Raw genomic sequence first — 16,378 nt, forward strand, 5'->3', positions numbered from 1 at the left:
GAGTTCAGAACGCGTTGCGCCGCCGAAGGCCGAACGTGCGGCCGTCCGGGTCGACGAGCAGCCGGTACAGCGGCATCGTGAAGCGCCGCTTGGCGTACGAGAGGTCGGGCGGACGGTAGGCACGCAGTCGGCCGGGCGGCTTCGGGCCGCGGCCGCCGCCCTCGTGCCAGGCGTCCAGCGCGGCAGCGCTCGCGGCGAACGCCTCGAAGGCCCGTACCGGGTCGCAGAGCGGGTCCGGGTCACACGGGGAGTCCGGGCCGCCGGGGGAGTCGGGGGAGTCGGGCTCGGGCACGTCGAGGTGCTCGCGGGAGAGCCTCAGCCGCAGCTCCCTCGCGAAGCGGCGGGCACCGTCACCCAACCCGGCGGGATCGGCGGGCGCGCGGGAGTCCACGTCGTCGTCCAGGACGGCGCAGTTGAGTTCCGAGTCATGGGTCCAGGACCGCAGGTTGATGTTGTCGGATCCGATCGTGGCCCACACGTCGTCGACGGCGCACACCTTGGCGTGCACGTAGACCGGCGTGCCCGCGCGGTTCTCCAGCCCGTAGACCGCCACCCGTCCGCCACCCGCCTCGCGCAGTTTGTCCAGCGCCTGGACCCTTCCGACCAGGTTCATGGGCCCGGACAGCCGTCCGTCCTGGTCGGGAACGCTGGGTATCACGGCGATCAGGCGGAGTTCGGGGTTCTCGCGCAGCGCCAGGGCGAAGGACTCCACCACCTCCGGGGACCAGAGGTACTGGTCCTCCAGGTAGATGAGCCGCCTGGCCCGCTTCAACGCCTTGAGGTAGCTGCGCGCGACGCTGCGCTCTCCGTCCGGCGCGAAGGGGTAGCCGCGCAGCAGCCGGTTCGGGTAGGTGCGCAGCACCTGAACGGTCTGGTTGCCGCAGGGCGGGGGGTCGGGGAGCTGCGGCGGGATGGGATCCGCGTAGGTGTCCTCCCCGTTGATGAGCGCCCGCAGCTTCACGAGCGGGCTGCGGCTCAAGGCGGCCGGATCCTCCCAGCGCTCGCGGAAGCCGGCCTCGATGTCACCGACGGCCGGTCCCCGGACGGCCATCTGGACGTCGTGCCAAGGAGGCCGGGGGCCGTACGCGGCCGCCAGGGGCATGGCCTGCGGATCCCCGTGGTGCGAGGCGTCGTCGTTGCGGCTGTGGCACAGGTCGATCCCGCCGACGTAGGCCACGTCCAGGGCAGGGCGGCCGGGGTGGCGCAGGACGACCAGCTTCTGGTGGTGGCTCCCTCCGGGGCGGACCCGCATGTCGAGCAGGCATTCACCGCCCGCCGCCGCGATCTCCTCCCCGAGGTGCCGGTTCTCGCTCTCGCTGAACCGCAATCCATCCAGGTGGGAGCGCCAGAGCAGGCCCTTGACGAGCACGCCGCGCGCGGCCGCGTCCGCCAGGACGGCGCCGACCTCCGTGCCCTCGCCGTCGAGCCGTTCGTCGGGGTCGCCGCGCCAGTCCGTGAAGAAGAGGAGGTCGCCGCGCCGCTGGGCCCGGATGTTCCGCAGGAGCTCCGCGAAGTACGTGGCGCCGTGCACGAGCGGGCGCGCCTCGTTGCCGCGGGTCCAGGCGGCTCCGTCGGGGTGGCGGCTGTCGACCCGGGTGGCGGTGTTCCCGCGTTCACCGGCGGTGAGCATCCAGTCACTGTGTTTCATTCGTGGCGCCTCCCCTCGACCGGCTACCCACTCGGCAAGGTTTCAGACACGAGTGCGCAGAGGCGGCTGCTTCCCGGAAGCCGCAGCCGGTCCGACCACCAGACCGTTCGGGCGTGAGAGCCAAACGGCGGGGCAGACGGTGTTCAGGCGAACGTCCTCCGCTTGCCGGAGGAGTCGTTCTTGCGTGACTGAGCACGCGTGGAGTCACAAGTCCGCCTGGCCGGCGCACGACACGGGCAGACGAGGCCGAGACCAAGGAGACGAACACCGATGAAGAACCACTCCCGCAGCAACGGATTCACCTCCTCCCTTTCCCCTGGAGAGCTGCGCCACCGGATGGAGCACACCCGTGCCGGGCTGACCCGGACCGTCGAGGCCCTCGCGGGCGGAACCGACGTAAAGGCCCAGGCCAAGGAGACGGCGGCCCACGCCGTGGAGGCGGCTGCCGCGGTGAAGGAGCAGGCCGCACGGCTGGTGAGGGGAAAGACGGCCGAACCCGTACTGGACACGGCGGGCCAGGTGGCGACCACGGCCCGGGCCAACCGGGTCCCGTTGATCGCCTTCGGGGTCGTCCTCGCCGTCATCCTGTGGGTACGTCACGGTCGGGGGCACAAGTGAAGGTGTCGAAGGGCGCGTACAAGCCGGTCGGGCTGGCTCTGGGTTCCGTCAGCGGCCTGCTCGCGGGTATGGCGTTCAAGAAGGCCTGGAAGCTGATCGAAGGGCAGGACGAAGCCCCGAGCGCCACCGACGAGGACCGTTCCTGGACGGAGGTGCTCATCGCGGCCGCCATCCAGGGCGTGATCTTCGCCGTCGTCAAGGCCGGTGTCGACCGGTCCGGCGCCGTCGTGACCCGGCGTTTCACCGGCACCTGGCCGACGTGAGGGCGCCGCGGGCGCCCCGTCGCGAGGTCGACGTGTGAGATCGGGACCGTCGGGCAGGCGGTCGTCGACAGAGGCGCCCGTGACCCGTCGGACCGGGGGAGCGGGCGCGCCGACGCACAGAAGAGGGAGACACCCGTGAACGTGAACGTGTGGAGCTACCGCGAGACTTCGGGCCGACTGGAGGCGATCGACCTGAGCGGGTTCAAGGTCGAGGCGGCCGACGGGGGCATCGGCAAGGTGAGCAAGCACTCCGACGAGGTCGGCTCCTCCTACCTCGTGGTGGACACCGGACCGTGGATCTTCGGCCGGGAGGTGCTCCTGCCCGCGGGTACGGTCACCCACGTCGACGTGGAGGAAGAGAAGATCTACGTCGACCGCACCAAGGAGCAGATCAAGGCGGCTCCCGAGTTCTCCAGCGAGAAGCACATCGGGGACACGGACTACTACAGCCGGATCGGCGGCTACTACGGTGGCTTCATCGGCTGAGGCGACGGCCTACGGCAGGCCCGGGGCGGCACCGCCCCCGCCACCGCGAATGCCGCCGATGGGGCGGGGCCGGACCGATCCACGGTCCGGCCCCGCCCCATCGGCGCGCGAGGCCAGTGCTCGACGGGCATCGCCTTCGCCGGCGCGCGGCGCCGCGGCCTTCGGCTTCCACCGCCGGTTGCCGACGAGCGCCACGGCCGGGAAACGTCCCGCCCACCGGGGTCATGCCATGCGGCGGCGCTCCTTGTCGCTCCAGGTGCGGGTGTCGCGGGGCTCGACGTAGGGCTCCCGGTCCTTGGGCAGTCCGCCGGCGATCGCGCGCTGGCGGGCCAGTTCCGAGTCGAATTCCAGCCCGAGGATGATGGCCAGGTTGGTGATCCACAGCCACACCAGGAAGACGACGACGCCCGCGACGGCTCCGTACGTCTTGTTGTAGGAGGCGAAGTTGGCGACGTAGAACGCGAAGCCGGCCGAGGCGGCCAGCCAGATCACCAGGGCCAGCAGGCTGCCGGGCGTCACCCATTTCCAGCCGCGGCCCTTGGCGTTCGGTGAGGCCCAGTACAGCAGCGCGATCATGATCGTGACGAGGAACACGAGCACCGGCCATTTCGCGATCGACCACACCGTCAGTGCGCCGTCGCCGATTCCCAGGACCAGGCCCGCCTGCCGCGCCAGACCGCCGGTGAAGACCACGATGAGCGCGCTGGCGGTGGCGAGGACCATCAGCGTCAGGGTGAGCGCCAGGCGGAGGGGCAGGGTCTTCCACACCGGCCGGCCCTCGGGCACGTCGTAGACGGCGTTCGAGGCGCGGATGAACGCGGCGACGTAGCCGGAGGCGGACCAGAGCGCGATGGCCAGGCCGACCATCGCCAGCATGGAACCGACGCCGCTTCGGCCCTGCAACTGCGCGACCGCGTCGCTGATGAGGTCCCGGGCCGATCCGGGGGCCAGCCTCTGCAGGTTGTCCAGCACCTTCGCGGTCGTAGCCTCGCCGGCGATCCCCAGGAGGGAAACGAGGACCAGGAGGGCGGGGAAGACGGCCAGCACCCCGAAGTAGGTCAGCGCCGCGGCGCGGTCGCTCAGCTCGTCGTCGGTGAACTCCCTGGCCGTTCCGCGCAGTACGGCCCACCACTGCCGCCTCGGCAGCCCGGAGGGCGTCTCGGGAGCCCCCTTCTCCGCCGGTTGGGCCGGTTCACTCGGTTCGGTCGGCCCCGCGTCCTGGTCCTTGCCGGTGTCCTTGCGTGCGCGTGTGCGTGTGCGTTCGTCATCACGGCGGGCGTGCGAGGCGCTTCTCATGCCCCGCTGGTTTCCAGTTCCGCGCAACTCATGTCACCGATGGCAGGATCCGCAGGACGCGCGGCCCCCTGCGCGGTACGCATCCCCACTTAACGTGATGCGAAAGCATGTACGAATGAATCGGTGCCCCCGACACAAGCTTTCCGGCCGCACGATGCGCGAGTTCTGCAACATCTTCACCGCTTGGCGAGCTGTGAACCCCTGCTGACCTGCGGTTTCGTCCGGAGTGCCGGCGTGGTGGAGGTGTGGTGTGCGGATGCGGGCCCGGTGGCCCTGTGCCAGCTTGGTACGAGTGGGGGCTGGATCAGGGGGCGTCTTTCCCGAAGGGGTGCATCGCAGATGAACCGACTTCTCGCCACGGCCGTGAGCACGGCCGCCGCAGCGCTTCTCGTGGCCGGCGGGGCCGCCTCGGCCTCCGCCGAGCCCACTGACGACGCGACCAAGGAGCTGTGCAGCAGCTTGACCGAACTCAAGGCCGACAACGCGAAGTTGCGCACGCTCGACCCGGCGACCGCCACGAAGGACCAGATCAAGGACGCGCACAACGCCGTCCAGGACGACTGGAAGACCGTCGCCGAGTCCACCGCGCAGTTCAACGCCGCCCAGAAGGACGCGATCAAGTCCGCGGCCAACGACGTGAAGAAGGCGTACGACGACCTGCCCGGCGACACCACCGGGGCCGATGCCCTGACCAAGCTCACCCCGGACCTGCAGAAGCTCGACACGGCCGTCGCGAGCGCGCAGCTCGGCCTGCAGTGCGGCTGATTCCGACCCACCCGCACGCCGAGTGAGGCACGATGACGTCCCCGACCGAGACCGTGGTCGGGGACGTCATCGCCGCGGTGCTGGAAGTTCTTCCAGCCCCCGGTGAACATCGAGGCGTCGCCGTGGACCGTGCGGAACGTCGTGGGCGGATGGGTTCAGTGCCGATCGTCCTGGTGGGCGGCGCGACTGAGGGCGCCGGGCCACCATGCGGCCGGGCCGATGTCCCGGACGAGGGCCGGTACCAGGAGGGACCGGACCAGGAGGGTGTCGAGGAGCACGCCGAAAGCCACGATGAAGGCGATCTGGAGCATGAACGCCAGCGGGATCACGCCGAGCGCGGCGAACGTCGCGGCGAGGACGACACCCGCGGAGGTGATCACGCCGCCGGTGGCCACCAGTCCCCGCAGCACTCCCTGGCGGGCGCCGTGCAGAAGGGACTCCTCGCGGACGCGGGTCATCAGGAAGATGTTGTAGTCGACCCCGAGGGCCACCAGGAACACGAAGCCGTAGAGCGGTACGGAGGAGTCCGTCCCACTGAACCCGAGGAGCTGCTGGAACACGATCGCCGAGATGCCCAGGGTCGCGACGAAGCTGAGGGCGACGGTGGTGACCAGGAGCAGGGGCATCAGCACCGAGCGCAGCAGCCCGACGAGGATGATCAGGATGATCACCAGGACGACGGGGATGATGAGTGTGCGGTCCTGCTCGGCCGTGCGCTGGGTGTCGTACTGCTGCGCGCTGTAGCCGCCGACGATCGCGTCGGCGTCCGGTACGGCGTGAACCGCCTGACGCAGTCGGACGACGGTCTGCTGTGCGGCCCTGCTGTCCGAGGGTGCCTCGAGCGTGGCGTTGAGGCGGATCTTCCCGTCCGCCACGAGCGGGGTGCCGCCCGCCGGGCCCGGTGCGGTGACGGGAGTGACGGCGGCGACGCCTTCGGTCTGCCCGGCCGCCCGCGTGACCTGGGCGAGCTGGTCGGCGTCCGCGATCACGACGGCCGGATTGCCCGATCCGCCGGGGAAGTGCTCGCTCAGGGTCTGCTGTGCGGCCACCGACGGGGCGTCGTTCACGAAGATTTCGTCCAGCGGCACGCCTTTGGCGTTGAGCGTGGGGGCGAACGCGGCGCAGGCCAGGAGCAGGGCGAGACTGAGGGCCCAGACCTTGCGCGGGGCGCGGTCCACCCAGGCCGCCACGGTCTCCCAGATGCCGCGGCCTGTGGTGTCGTCAGCGGTGTGGCGGATCTTGGCGGGCCAGTAGGCGGCGCGGCCCAGCAGGACGAGGACGGCGGGCAGGAAGGTGAGGGTGCTCAAGACCGCGCACACGATGCCGATCGCCCCCACCGGGCCGAGGGCGCGGTTGTTGGTGAGGTCGCTCAACAGCAGGGCGAGCAGGCCGAGGGCGACGGTGCCCGCGCTCGCCGTGATGGGGCCGACCGACCGGCGCAGGGCCGCCCGTACGGCGGCGAATCGGTCCGAGCGGGCCTGGAGCTCCTCGCGGAAGCGTGCTGTGAGCAGCAGGGAGTAGTCGGTGGCCGCACCGATCACGAGGATCGAGAGGATGCCCTGTACCTGCCCGTCGACGCGGACGACGCCCCGGTCGGCCAGCACGTAGACGATCGCGCAGGCGAGTCCCAGGGAGAACACGGCCCCGACGATGATCACCACGGGGAGCAGCAGGCTGCGGTAGACCACCAGCAGGATGAGCAGGACCGCGATCAGGGCAACGGCCAGCAGGAGCCCGTCGATCCCGGCGAACGCATCGGCGAGATCGGCTTGGCTCGCCGCGGGGCCGGCCACCTGTGCGACGGTCCCGGGGACCTTGCCCGCGGCCGCCGCGATCTCCTCCAAGGCGCGGGGCAACTCCTCTCCGAGGTCGGGCTTGAGCTGTACGACGCCTTGCAGCGCCTGGCCGTCGGCGGAGAGGGCGGCGGCGGAGGAAGGACCGGCCACGAAGTCGGCGTCGCCCAGACCGGCCAAGGCCCGCGTGGCTTCCTCCTGCTGCTGGGGACCCGGCTTCGCGCCCGGCGTCTTCGCCGTCCACACCACGACCGCCGGCAGGGTCTCGTCCTGCCGGAAGGCCTTCTGCGCCTCGACGACCTGGGTGGATTCGGCACTGCGGGGCAGGAACGCGGTCTGATCGTTGGTGGCCACCTCGCCGAGCTTGCCCGCGTACGGACCCAGCCCGCCTCCGACGAGCAGCCATGCGACGAGCAGGATGACGGGGATCAGCCATCGGGTGAAGCGTGGTGAGGCGGACATGAAGCTCCTGGAGATCTGTCTCAACAGTTGACAATCTCAATCATTGAGAGAGATGAGACGAGGGGTGTTGCGACAGCCAGGAGGGCCGGCGCCGTTTGTTCGTACCCCTGTCTTCTCCGGTAAGGGCGGCCACGGATGCGGGCCGCCGGAGATTCAGCGCCCCGGCGCCCGCAGCTCGCCGAGTTCCCCGTTCACGGCGGCGAGGAACCGGTGCCGCCTAGCACCTCCTCGCGGACCGGCCGGAGCTGCTGCCCCGGCTGCAGCACGAGGACCGGATGCGGGAGAACTCGTACGGCATGGCCGAGGCGGTCCTCGAGGCGCGCGGTGCGCTCGGCGACCGTACGGCGGCGAGGGACCTGGCGACGCTCGCCTTCAGCCCGTGGCGTCACCGGCGGGAGACCGGCGGGGCCGGGCTGGACGCACTGGCCGCCCGGCGCGGGGTCGAGTCGGTGCCGGCCGAACTCGGCGGGGCCAGGCCCGAGGACCGCTCCGTCGCAGCCCGTATGCGCCATCGAGGAGGCGGGGACATGACCGGCGCGCTCGCCCACTGGCGACCGGGGCGTCGCCTACCGCGCCCAGGCGCTCCTGACCGACCCCGAACGGCTGCGCGCCTACCTGGCCGAGGCGCCGACCGAGGAGGCGAAGCTGTGGGCCGTGTACGCGCTGCACCGTCTGACCGGTGACGCCGCCGAGACGCGGAAGCCGTACGAGAAGGCGGGGCGACCCCGCGTCGAGGTGGCCGGCCTCGACGAAGAGCGGCGCGCCGCGATCGTCCACGAGTACGTCCAGTACACGGAGCGCCCCTCCGCCTTGCCAGGCACGGCACCAGGCGCTGCGGGCTCGGCCGACAAGATCCGAAAGAGACGGCCTGGGCCGCCTGGGTACCCTCGCCTTGTGGAAGATCGCGAGGAGCATGTGAGGTATCAGCAGGACCGGACCGTGCTGGCGGCGATCGGGGCTCATCTCGATCCCCAGATCGGCCGGATCAGCGTGCGGTTGCCGCGGTCCGTTGGCGAGTCGGCCGTTGCCGCCTGGGATCGCGACGAACTGGGTGGGGTCGCAGACGAGAGCCGCGAAGAGTACGCGCTGCGCGACGATGCCGCCGAGCTCGCCTTCATCGGCTTGGCCATCACCTCGCGCGGCGTATGGGAGGGCGAGGAGGTCGTCGTCGACTTGGAAGTCACCGAGATCGCGGCGGCATTGCGGGCCGCGCGGTAGCTCAGGCTGGGGCCGCGCGAGGTCGTCCGCCCCAGCGGGGCAGCGTGAGGCTTCGAGGCCGATGGACGATGGACGATGACGACCGTGGACCATGCCGCGGGGTCCCGCTGAGAACGATGCCGAGGCGTTTGCCGCGCAGCTCGTGGCCGCGTTTCGCGTCGCCGAGGGCCATGGGTTGGGCGGACTCGGGGGCACGGCGGATCGCGCGCGGGCTCATGCGAAACTTTTCCGATGAGCCTCAGCCGCGCCCCCCGTCGCAGCCGCTCGGTCAGCGGCCGCACTGCCCTGCTGACCGCGGCGGCCCTCGCCGGCGCCCTGACCCTCGCGGCGTGCGATGCGGGCGGGGCCAAGTCCGCCGGCTCCGCCGGCTCCGCCGGCGGCAACTACGTGACGGGCTCCAACGGCATCTCCACCGCGGCCAAGGCCGACCGCATCGAGGCACCCAAGCTCGACGGCGAGACCGTCGACGGCAAGACGCTGGACACCACCGAGCTCAAGGGCAAGGTCGTCGTCCTCAACGTCTGGGGTTCCTGGTGCAGGCCGTGCCGGGGGGAGGCCCCGTACTTCGCGCAGGTCTCCAAGGAACTGGAGGCCGCCGGACAGCCCGCCGCCTTCGTCGGCATCAACATCCGCGACAACACCAAGGAGAACGCCGCCGCCTTCGAAGAGACCTACGGGATCACCTACCCGAGCCTCTTCAACCCGGATGGAAAGCTACTGCTCCGCTTCCCCGGGGGCTCGCTCAACCCGAACGCCATTCCGTCCACGATCATCCTCGACAGGGACGGCAAGATCGCCGCCCGCATGCTGGCGGCGGTCAACGCCGAGAAGCTGCGCTCGATGATCGACCCCGTCCTCGCGGAGAAATAGCGCCGGCTTCGGCCTTGAGATGCTGCGAGCAGCACCGAAGGGATGCCCGTGGACGCCGTCATGCCCAAGCCGGTGCGGCCCCGGCCCCAGCTCCCGGCAGCCCTGAGCGCGACCGCGGGCCTGCGGAACCGCCCCACTCGGGGCGGGTCCGCAGGCCCGCGTCAAGCCCCTGAGGGCCTGTGTTCCAAGGGCGCGGGCGCACGCACCGCACCGCACCCCACCGCACCGGTCAGGCCGTCAGGTAGGCCCGGGTGACCGTGATCTCCGACCTGTTGCCCGAGGCGTCGGTCACCGTGCCCCGGAGGGAGACGTGGCCGCCCTTCGCCGGGTTCTTGACCGTCGCCGCGCCGGACGTCACCGGGACGGTCCGCCAGGTGCGGCCGTCGTCGTAGGAGACCTGGACCGTGAGGGACTTCGACTTGCCGCCGAGGACGGTCACCGGGACGCGGACCTTCCGGTCAGCCGGCGACGTACCCCTCAGGGACAGCTCCGGGCTGAAGTGCACGGTCGAGACGGGGACCGTGACCTTCTTGTCCTCGGGCGTCGTCTTCGAACGGAACCACCAGGTGGCGGTCACCTTGGTCGAGGTCCGCGCCACCGTCTCCGGCCGGGTGAACGAGGTGACCAGCTTGTACGCGGCGTTCGCCGCCGGGAGGGTGAAGCCCCCCGAGTCGGACAGCTCCACGTCCTGCGTGCCCATGACCTTGCCGTCGCGGTACAGGACGGTCTCGCCCTGGCCGACGAAGTCGCGGCCGGTGTGGCCGGCCCCGTCCGACAGCAGCGGCGGCCCGCCGAACAGGTCGTCGCCCCTGCGGAACAGCGCGTGTCCCTGTTCGGGCGCCATGCGCGGGCCGAACACCCCGGCGGCGAACCGCTCCCGGTAGGTCCGCCCCGCCTGGTAGGCGACCGGTCCGCCCGCGTACTCGTTCTCCTGGACGGGGAAGCCGTCCGCGTCCGTCCCCCACTGCACCGTGGCCAGGTGCCACAACACCCCCTCCCTCGCCGACAGATGGAGCTTCACCGAGCCCGGCAGCGGCCGCGCGACGTAGGCGGCACTCTCCCCGACGCCGCCGGGCAGCACGCCCCGTGCGACGACCTCGCCCTGCTTGCCGGCCGCCGAGGAGCCCTGCTCGACCGCGACCGTCGCGAGCTCGCTCCGCCCCACGTGCTTCACGTAGCCGGTGGCCAGCCGCTGTACCGGGCCGCCCGAGACGAGGTGGTACTCCTCCGCCGCGCCGTCCGTCCAGTGCGCGTCCCACTGCTGGACCAGGGTGGTGACCGGGACCGGATCCATGCTCTGTCCCGCCGTGCTCCGTCCCGTCATGTTCTGTTCCCGCCGCTCGTCCACGGGGGCGGCGCCGGAGGTCACGTCCGGGCCCAAGTGCGCGGTGCGCAGCCCGGTGAGGTCCATGACCCACATCCCGAAGCCCCGGGAGGCCGTGGGCAGCCGCAGGTCGTAGCCGAGCGAGGCGGACGAGAGGGTGGCGGACCTCGAGGGCACGGTGATGTCCACGGGCTTGGCGGTGCGCGCGTCGACGTTCAGGGTGGTGTCACCGGTGATGTCCAGGCGCGGCTGCGCCAGCCAGTCGATGCCCTTGGAAGCGTCGTTCACGTCCACGTAGAAGTTCGAGTCCAGCATGTACGAGCCGGGGGGCACCCGCAGCGTGTGCGTGTCGCTCCCCTTCTCGCCGCTCCCCTCCTCGCCGCTCACGGTCCCGCCGACCCACCAGAACTCCCGGTCGGCGCCCCCACCCGTCATCCCCTTGAGCGCGGCCCGGTAGGCCGTGGGCTCCTTGCCGTCGCGCCCGATGTGCTTGACGGTCAGGTCGTACGCTTCCGCCTCGATCTCGATGGCCATCCCGGTACGGACGCTCTGCCCGCCCGGGCCGCTCGCGACCACGTACCCCGTGTAGGTGCCGGGCGGCAGACCGCCGAGCCGGGAGTCGACCGTGATGCCCACCGAGGCGCTGCCGCCCGCCGGGACGGTCACCCGGGGCGCGTCGAACGCGAGGAAGCCGGCCGGTGCCGTACTGCCGTCCGGGCCGGTGGCGTCCCCCGACAGGTCGAGAACGACCGGGTCGGTGCCCAGGTTCCGGTAGGTCAGCTGCTTCTTCTCCGGAGTGTCGTCGTGGTGCGGCCACGCCTGGGCGGCGTAGGACAGCGACTGGGGTGCGGCGGCGAGCGGCTGGCGCAGCGCGTTGGCGACGGAGATCCGGCCGCTGCCCTGCTGGAACGCGCCGTAGGCCCCCGGCTTCGTGGACCCGGTCAGGACGCTCTTGAGGTCGGAGCCGGTCCACCCGGGGTGCTGCTGCTTGAGCAGCGCTGCCGCGCCTGCGGCGTGCGGGGTGGCCATCGAGGTGCCGGACATCGAGACGTAGCCGTCCGGATCACCGCCCTCGCCGCCACCGGACAGGGCCGCCGCCGTGACGTCGACGCCCGGCGCGGTGACGTCCGGCTTGATCGCCCCGTCGCCGAGGCGCGGGCCGGTGCCGGAGAAGGGGGCCAGGACGTCGGAGTCGTCGACCGCGCCCACGGTCAGCGCGGCGTCCGCGCTGCCGGGGGAGTCCACGGTGGCGGATCCGTACTCGCCCCTGTTGCCGGCCGCGATGGCGAACAGCACGCCGTGCTCGGCGCTCAGCTTGTTCACGGCCTCTTCGAGGGGGTCGACGCCGGGGTAGTCGGCGCCGGCGAGGCTCAGGTTGACGACCTGCGCGCCCTGGGCGACGGCCCATTCCATGCCGGCGATGATCTCGGAGTCGTCGCCGTAGCCCTGGTCGTCGAGGACCTTGCCGTTGATGATCGAGGCACCGGGGGCCACCCCCTTGAACTTCCCGCCCGACTTGGCGCCCGTGCCCGCCGCGATCGAGGCCACGTGGGTGCCGTGCCCGTGCCGGTCCTTCGGGTCCTCGGAAACGGTGAAGTTCTGCTCCGCCACGACCTTCCCGACGAGGTCGGAGTGGGTGGAGTCGACTCCGGTGTCCAGCACGGCGATCTTCACGCCGGCGCCGTTGTACCCGGCCTCCCAGGCCCGGTCGGCCCCGATCTGCCGGGTGGTCTTGTCGAGGGTCGCGGACCGTACGGAGTCCAGCCAGACCTTCGCGATCCCGGGAGCCAGACCGGGATCCCCGCCACGGGCCAGGCCGGGCGCCTGCGTGCCGGTCAGGGCCCGCGTGCCGGTCAGCGCCTGCCAGGCGGCGGCCGCCCCCGCGGAGCTCGCGCTGACCGCGTCGGCGCCGAGGAACGCGTACGTACGGTCCACCTGGAGCCCGCCGCCACCTCGCACGGCCGACCGCCCGGCGGGCGCGAACCCCTTCTCGTAGCTGACGATCAGCCGCACCCGGTCACCGCTGCCCCGAGCCCGGCGGTACTCGGCCCGGCTGAGCTCGGTGATGTCGAACAGCCGGGCGTCGAGCCGCCCCGCCAGGACGAGCCCCCGCACGTCGGCGGGGACGAGGCTGGTGCACCCGTTGTCCCGCTCCACGGAGACGGCGATCTTCTCGCGCCCTGGCGCGGGCTGGAACGCGACGGGACGCCCGGCGCCGTCCACGGTGACCCGGTCGCCGGTGACGAGGGTGAGCCGGGTGAGCCCGTCGGCTCCGGCGCCCCCCGCTTCCCCGGCCGGGGAAGCGGCACCGGCAGCCGCGGCAGGTGTGATGAGCGGGGTGGTGAGCCCGGCCACGAGAGCGAAGGCGGCAAGAACGGCCGCGGACCCCGCTCTCGCTCCGTTCCGCCTGATCTGAGGTGTGCGTCGCACGTCGTTTCCCCCTGGATTTAGGTGAGCGCCGCTGTCCTCCCGCAGCCCTCACCTCCAGAATCGCGAAGCGATCCCCGAATGTAACGACCCCTCAACTGGCTGTTACTGAACGCTCATTCGCCGCGCATCCCGTGCGCACACCCCACGCACACAGCGCACATCGCCGCCCGCCGCGAGGGGATGCGGGACCTCTTTCCCCTTCCCCCGGCAGTCCCCCCAAGGCCGCGGCTCGACCCGCACGGCGACTCCGGGTCGGTCCGTTTCGCGGCGATGCTTCGCCTCGGTCGTACTCGCCGGGGCCCCGCGTGCGCGACGGGCGGTAGGCCGCTGGCGGTGGCTGTCCGTCTTCCTGAGCCGGGTCATGCCTCTGACCAGTGGGGAAGCTGGTAGATCTTGGGGGCATGGTGTCTGCTGTGTGCCGGGCTTACGGAGTTTGCGTCTGTGGCGAGCGAGCTGTGTGGCTGGGGTAACTCGACCTGAGGTAGAGATGACGATGGGCGACGAGGCCGCGCAACAGCGCAAGGAATCCGAGCAGCGGCTCCTCAAGGCGGAGCACGAGGTGCTCGGGCGGGAGAACGACCTCAAGGATGCGTTGCGGGGTGACGATCCCGAGGCGATCACCCGGTTCAGGGAGAGGCTGGGCGAGGCCCGGAGAGGACTCCGCAATGCCCGTGGGGCTCTGGAGCGATAGGCGTCGCAGGCACGGCGGCCCCGCCGCACCTGCAACAGCACCGGACACCGGCTCACATCTCGGAACCTCCCCGCCTCCTTCGGCCGACGCGAGGCCCCCGCGTCTTTTCCACGTCGGTCGGTCCTACTGACGCTGCTCGATCCCGATCGCCTTCGCCAGTTCCTCGTGCGCCGTGCCGGGCTTGCCCGAGTGCTGTTCCAGCAGCGCGGCGGCGATGGCGTCCAGCTTGCGCTGGATGGCGTGCTCGGCCCGCCGTTCGGAGTTCTTCAGCAGGGCCAGCAGGAGCAGGGCGACGGAGGCCACGGCATCGCCCGCCAGGTGCTGCCAGCTCTGGGACAGATGCAGGACGTGCACGACCACGACGTTGACCACCAGGGCCACGCACACCACGAAGAAGGCGGCCGAACTCGTGAAGTTGGAGGCCAGCTCGGCCAGCCTCTCGAACGGACCGACGTGGCCGTCCTCGTTCTTCTCAGCGGGATGCTCGAATGTCATGCCGAGCATCATCCCGGTCGGCGCGGCTGTCGCGCCCGCTGAACACGGACGGCTTGTCGCGGAACCTCCCGAGCACCCGGTGGAAGCGCCACAGTTCGGTGCCGCACACCTGGGCCCCGTCATGGGGGTGAGCCCGAAGGACCTCGAATCTCCCGCAGACCCGTCCTGAATGCCTGAATGCCGCCGTCGAACACCGCGGTGAAGACCGCGTCCGCATCAGGCCCCTGCGGAGGGAAGCCCAGCGCCCAGACGAGCACCTGTCCGGTGTCCCGGGAGTGCACCCAACCGGGACACCGGTTACGGCCCGTCCACGCGGTTGCCGAAGCCGACCGCGACGATCCGCCGCGTCCATCGTCGCTTCCATCCGCTGCACCGAACCGGGGTCCGCGCCCAGCGCCGGGGGCCGCCTGCGTACCCAAAGGAGCACCCCGGCCCGTACGTTCGCCTTGCGTCGATGCCCGACGAACGAGACCGTCGGCGAGCCCCTCACCCCGGACGAGGCGCGCGAGAAGATCCGGGCCGCACTCGCCCGAGCCGCCCAGAACCCCCGTGCGCAGTGGAGCTGGGCCATCCTCGCGGGGGACGACGTGGTCGGCCTCATCTCCGTACGGCGCCGCTCCCCGACCATGGAGGCCATGCACCATCCCGACAACCCCGCCTCCGGCCGCGTCCTGGCCAAGACCGGCTTCGCCCCATCGGCACCAGAGATCAGCGGGACCACAACGGATCGCTCTTGCCATATCCGGCATACGCACTCGGGCAGGACTGACCATCAGGTCTACGCCCTCTTGGTCAATGGGGGGTGTCCGGGCACCGAAGGCGACCGCGCCATCGCCGGTCACACCTCCACGAAGCCGTGATCGGCACCCGCTTCGCCCGCGCCGACGTCATCCCCACCGGCTGATTTGACCCACCCCAGGGTGCCCGCGCACGTCGGCCCCGGAGCCCGGAGCCCGGAGCCCGGAGCCCGGAGCCCGGAGCCCGGAGCCCGGAGCCCGGAGCCCGGAGCCCGGAGCCCGGAGCCCGGAGCCCGGAGCCCGGAGCCCGGAGCCCGGAGCCCGGAGCGGCGCGGCGCGGCCGGCACCTGCGCCTGCGCCTCCAGCTAGCCCCAACCCCCGTCTGCCTCCGCGGCGCGGATCACCGTACTGATGGACCTCTGCGGGAGTGCACGGCCGCGCCCACGCGACCAGGCCAAACTTCTACATTAGTGTGGTTTTCTGTTTCGGCTACTCGGCTACCGGCTTCGGCCGCGAGAGGGATACGACATGGGTGTGAGCCTGTCCAAGGGCGGCAATGTCTCGCTGAGCAAGGAGGCGCCGGGCCTGACCGCGGTACTGGTCGGCCTGGGCTGGGACGTCCGTACGACCACCGGCACCGACTACGACCTCGACGCCAGCGCCCTGCTGGTGGGGGAGTCCGGCAAGGTGCCCTCCAGCGGGCACTTCGTCTTCTACAACAACCTGAAGAGCCCCGACGGCTCCGTCGAGCACACCGGCGACAACCTCACCGGTGAGGGCGAGGGCGACGACGAGGTGGTCAAGGTCGACCTCGCCGCCGTCCCGGCGGACATCCAGAAGATCGTTTTCCCGGTCTCCATCCACGACGCGGAGGCCCGCGGCCACAGCTTCGGCCAGGTCCGCAACGCCTTCATCCGCGTCGTCAACCAGGCCGGCGGCGCCGAACTCGCCCGCTACGACCTCTCCGAGGACGCCGCAACCGAGACCGCGATGATCTTCGGCGAGCTCTACCGCAACGGCGCCGAATGGAAGTTCCGCGCCGTGGGCCAGGGGTACGCCTCCGGCCTGACCGGGATCGTCGCCGACTTCGGCGTCTGACAGGCAGGTGAGTCCGGGCGGGCCGGAGGTCCGGCCCGCCGATCGCGCCGGCACCCGCATGGGTGGCTTGGCCGGCCCCCCGCGCGCGGGGCCGGCCAAGCGTCAGCCTCCGAGGCGGCGCAAGAACTCCGGAACCGGCGAACCGGGATCGAAGGCACCGGAGCGATCGAGACGAGTCGCGGCG

General features: G+C 71.4%; 14 protein-coding genes. 9 read left to right on the forward strand and 5 right to left on the reverse strand.

The annotated features are described in order from the left end of the window. Window positions 1-4: 4 nt before the first annotated feature. Window positions 5-1,648 (reverse strand): phospholipase D family protein, encoded by a 1,644-nt coding sequence (locus tag DRB89_RS03910; protein ID WP_112463206.1) that lies wholly within the window; start codon window positions 1,646-1,648, stop codon window positions 5-7. 270 nt (window positions 1,649-1,918) lie between these two features. On the opposite strand from DRB89_RS03910, the gene DRB89_RS03915 reads away from it, so the two are divergent. The 3 genes from DRB89_RS03915 (at window position 1,919) to DRB89_RS03925 (ending at window position 3,015) form a co-directional block, all read left to right on the forward strand. Next, window positions 1,919-2,266 (forward strand): DUF3618 domain-containing protein, encoded by a 348-nt coding sequence (locus DRB89_RS03915; protein WP_112448555.1) that lies wholly within the window; start codon window positions 1,919-1,921, stop codon window positions 2,264-2,266. Continuing rightward, entirely contained in the window at window positions 2,263-2,529 is a 267-nt protein-coding gene (locus tag DRB89_RS03920; RefSeq protein ID WP_112448554.1) for a DUF4235 domain-containing protein, read from the forward strand. Before DRB89_RS03915 ends, DRB89_RS03920 begins: the two co-directional genes overlap by 4 nt. A 135-nt stretch (window positions 2,530-2,664) precedes the next feature. Further along, on the forward strand, window positions 2,665-3,015 hold the full coding sequence (locus DRB89_RS03925; protein WP_112448553.1) for a PRC-barrel domain-containing protein: 351 nt from the start codon (window positions 2,665-2,667) through the stop codon (window positions 3,013-3,015). Window positions 3,016-3,237: 222 nt separating this feature from the next. On the opposite strand, the gene DRB89_RS03930 is transcribed toward DRB89_RS03925, so the two are convergent. Beyond that, window positions 3,238-4,311, reverse strand: coding sequence for a YihY/virulence factor BrkB family protein (locus DRB89_RS03930; protein ID WP_112448552.1), 1,074 nt, complete (start codon window positions 4,309-4,311; stop codon window positions 3,238-3,240). A 339-nt stretch (window positions 4,312-4,650) separates the two neighbouring features. Between DRB89_RS03930 and DRB89_RS03935 the strand changes: the two genes are divergently transcribed. Further along, window positions 4,651-5,076: a hypothetical protein gene (locus DRB89_RS03935; protein ID WP_112448551.1), complete on the forward strand. Its 426-nt coding sequence runs from the start codon at window positions 4,651-4,653 to the stop codon at window positions 5,074-5,076. Between the two features lie 155 nt (window positions 5,077-5,231). Here the strand turns inward: DRB89_RS03935 and DRB89_RS03940 are convergent, their stop codons facing one another. Further along, window positions 5,232-7,331: an MMPL family transporter gene (locus DRB89_RS03940; protein WP_112448550.1), complete on the reverse strand. Its 2,100-nt coding sequence runs from the start codon at window positions 7,329-7,331 to the stop codon at window positions 5,232-5,234. A gap of 654 nt (window positions 7,332-7,985) precedes the next feature. On the opposite strand from DRB89_RS03940, the gene DRB89_RS43615 reads away from it, so the two are divergent. Both DRB89_RS43615 and DRB89_RS03955 read left to right on the forward strand, forming a co-directional pair. Continuing rightward, window positions 7,986-8,549 carry a hypothetical protein gene (locus DRB89_RS43615; protein ID WP_204357706.1) on the forward strand — a complete coding sequence of 188 codons (564 nt, stop codon included), beginning with the start codon at window positions 7,986-7,988 and terminating at the stop codon, window positions 8,547-8,549. A gap of 231 nt (window positions 8,550-8,780) precedes the next feature. Then, window positions 8,781-9,419 (forward strand): TlpA disulfide reductase family protein, encoded by a 639-nt coding sequence (locus tag DRB89_RS03955; protein ID WP_112448548.1) that lies wholly within the window; start codon window positions 8,781-8,783, stop codon window positions 9,417-9,419. Between the two features lie 229 nt (window positions 9,420-9,648). Here the strand turns inward: DRB89_RS03955 and DRB89_RS03960 are convergent, their stop codons facing one another. Next, window positions 9,649-13,098 carry a S8 family serine peptidase gene (locus DRB89_RS03960; RefSeq protein ID WP_239516003.1) on the reverse strand — a complete coding sequence of 1,150 codons (3,450 nt, stop codon included), beginning with the start codon at window positions 13,096-13,098 and terminating at the stop codon, window positions 9,649-9,651. Window positions 13,099-13,660: 562 nt separating this feature from the next. Between DRB89_RS03960 and DRB89_RS03965 the strand changes: the two genes are divergently transcribed. Next, window positions 13,661-13,864 carry a DUF1090 family protein gene (locus DRB89_RS03965; RefSeq protein WP_112448546.1) on the forward strand — a complete coding sequence of 68 codons (204 nt, stop codon included), beginning with the start codon at window positions 13,661-13,663 and terminating at the stop codon, window positions 13,862-13,864. Window positions 13,865-13,987: 123 nt separating this feature from the next. On the opposite strand, the gene DRB89_RS03970 is transcribed toward DRB89_RS03965, so the two are convergent. Further along, complete coding sequence (locus DRB89_RS03970) at window positions 13,988-14,359, reverse strand: low affinity iron permease family protein (RefSeq protein ID WP_112453378.1); 372 nt, start codon at window positions 14,357-14,359, stop codon at window positions 13,988-13,990. Window positions 14,360-14,805: 446 nt separating this feature from the next. On the opposite strand from DRB89_RS03970, the gene DRB89_RS44175 reads away from it, so the two are divergent. Both DRB89_RS44175 and DRB89_RS03985 read left to right on the forward strand, forming a co-directional pair. Beyond that, window positions 14,806-15,219 carry a GNAT family N-acetyltransferase gene (locus tag DRB89_RS44175; protein WP_239516004.1) on the forward strand — a complete coding sequence of 138 codons (414 nt, stop codon included), beginning with the start codon at window positions 14,806-14,808 and terminating at the stop codon, window positions 15,217-15,219. A 405-nt stretch (window positions 15,220-15,624) separates the two neighbouring features. Continuing rightward, window positions 15,625-16,194, forward strand: a complete 570-nt coding sequence (locus DRB89_RS03985; RefSeq protein WP_112448545.1) for a TerD family protein — start codon at window positions 15,625-15,627, stop codon at window positions 16,192-16,194. The last annotated feature ends 184 nt before the right edge of the window (window positions 16,195-16,378 follow it).

Origin of the sequence: Streptomyces sp. ICC4 (assembly GCF_003287915.1) — a bacterium.
In the GTDB taxonomy this organism is placed as follows: domain Bacteria; phylum Actinomycetota; class Actinomycetes; order Streptomycetales; family Streptomycetaceae; genus Streptomyces; species Streptomyces tritrimontium.

Coding starts and splice junctions, on each gene's coding strand:
- DRB89_RS03910 (WP_112463206.1), bottom strand. CDS start 1,648: ATGAAACACAGTGACTGGATGCTCACCGCCGGTGAACGCGGGAACACC.
- DRB89_RS03915 (WP_112448555.1), top strand. CDS start 1,919: ATGAAGAACCACTCCCGCAGCAACGGATTCACCTCCTCCCTTTCCCCT.
- DRB89_RS03930 (WP_112448552.1), bottom strand. CDS start 4,311: ATGAGAAGCGCCTCGCACGCCCGCCGTGATGACGAACGCACACGCACA.
- DRB89_RS03935 (WP_112448551.1), top strand. CDS start 4,651: ATGAACCGACTTCTCGCCACGGCCGTGAGCACGGCCGCCGCAGCGCTT.
- DRB89_RS03940 (WP_112448550.1), bottom strand. CDS start 7,331: ATGTCCGCCTCACCACGCTTCACCCGATGGCTGATCCCCGTCATCCTG.
- DRB89_RS03955 (WP_112448548.1), top strand. CDS start 8,781: ATGAGCCTCAGCCGCGCCCCCCGTCGCAGCCGCTCGGTCAGCGGCCGC.
- DRB89_RS03965 (WP_112448546.1), top strand. CDS start 13,661: ATGACGATGGGCGACGAGGCCGCGCAACAGCGCAAGGAATCCGAGCAG.
- DRB89_RS03970 (WP_112453378.1), bottom strand. CDS start 14,359: ATGACATTCGAGCATCCCGCTGAGAAGAACGAGGACGGCCACGTCGGT.
- DRB89_RS03985 (WP_112448545.1), top strand. CDS start 15,625: ATGGGTGTGAGCCTGTCCAAGGGCGGCAATGTCTCGCTGAGCAAGGAG.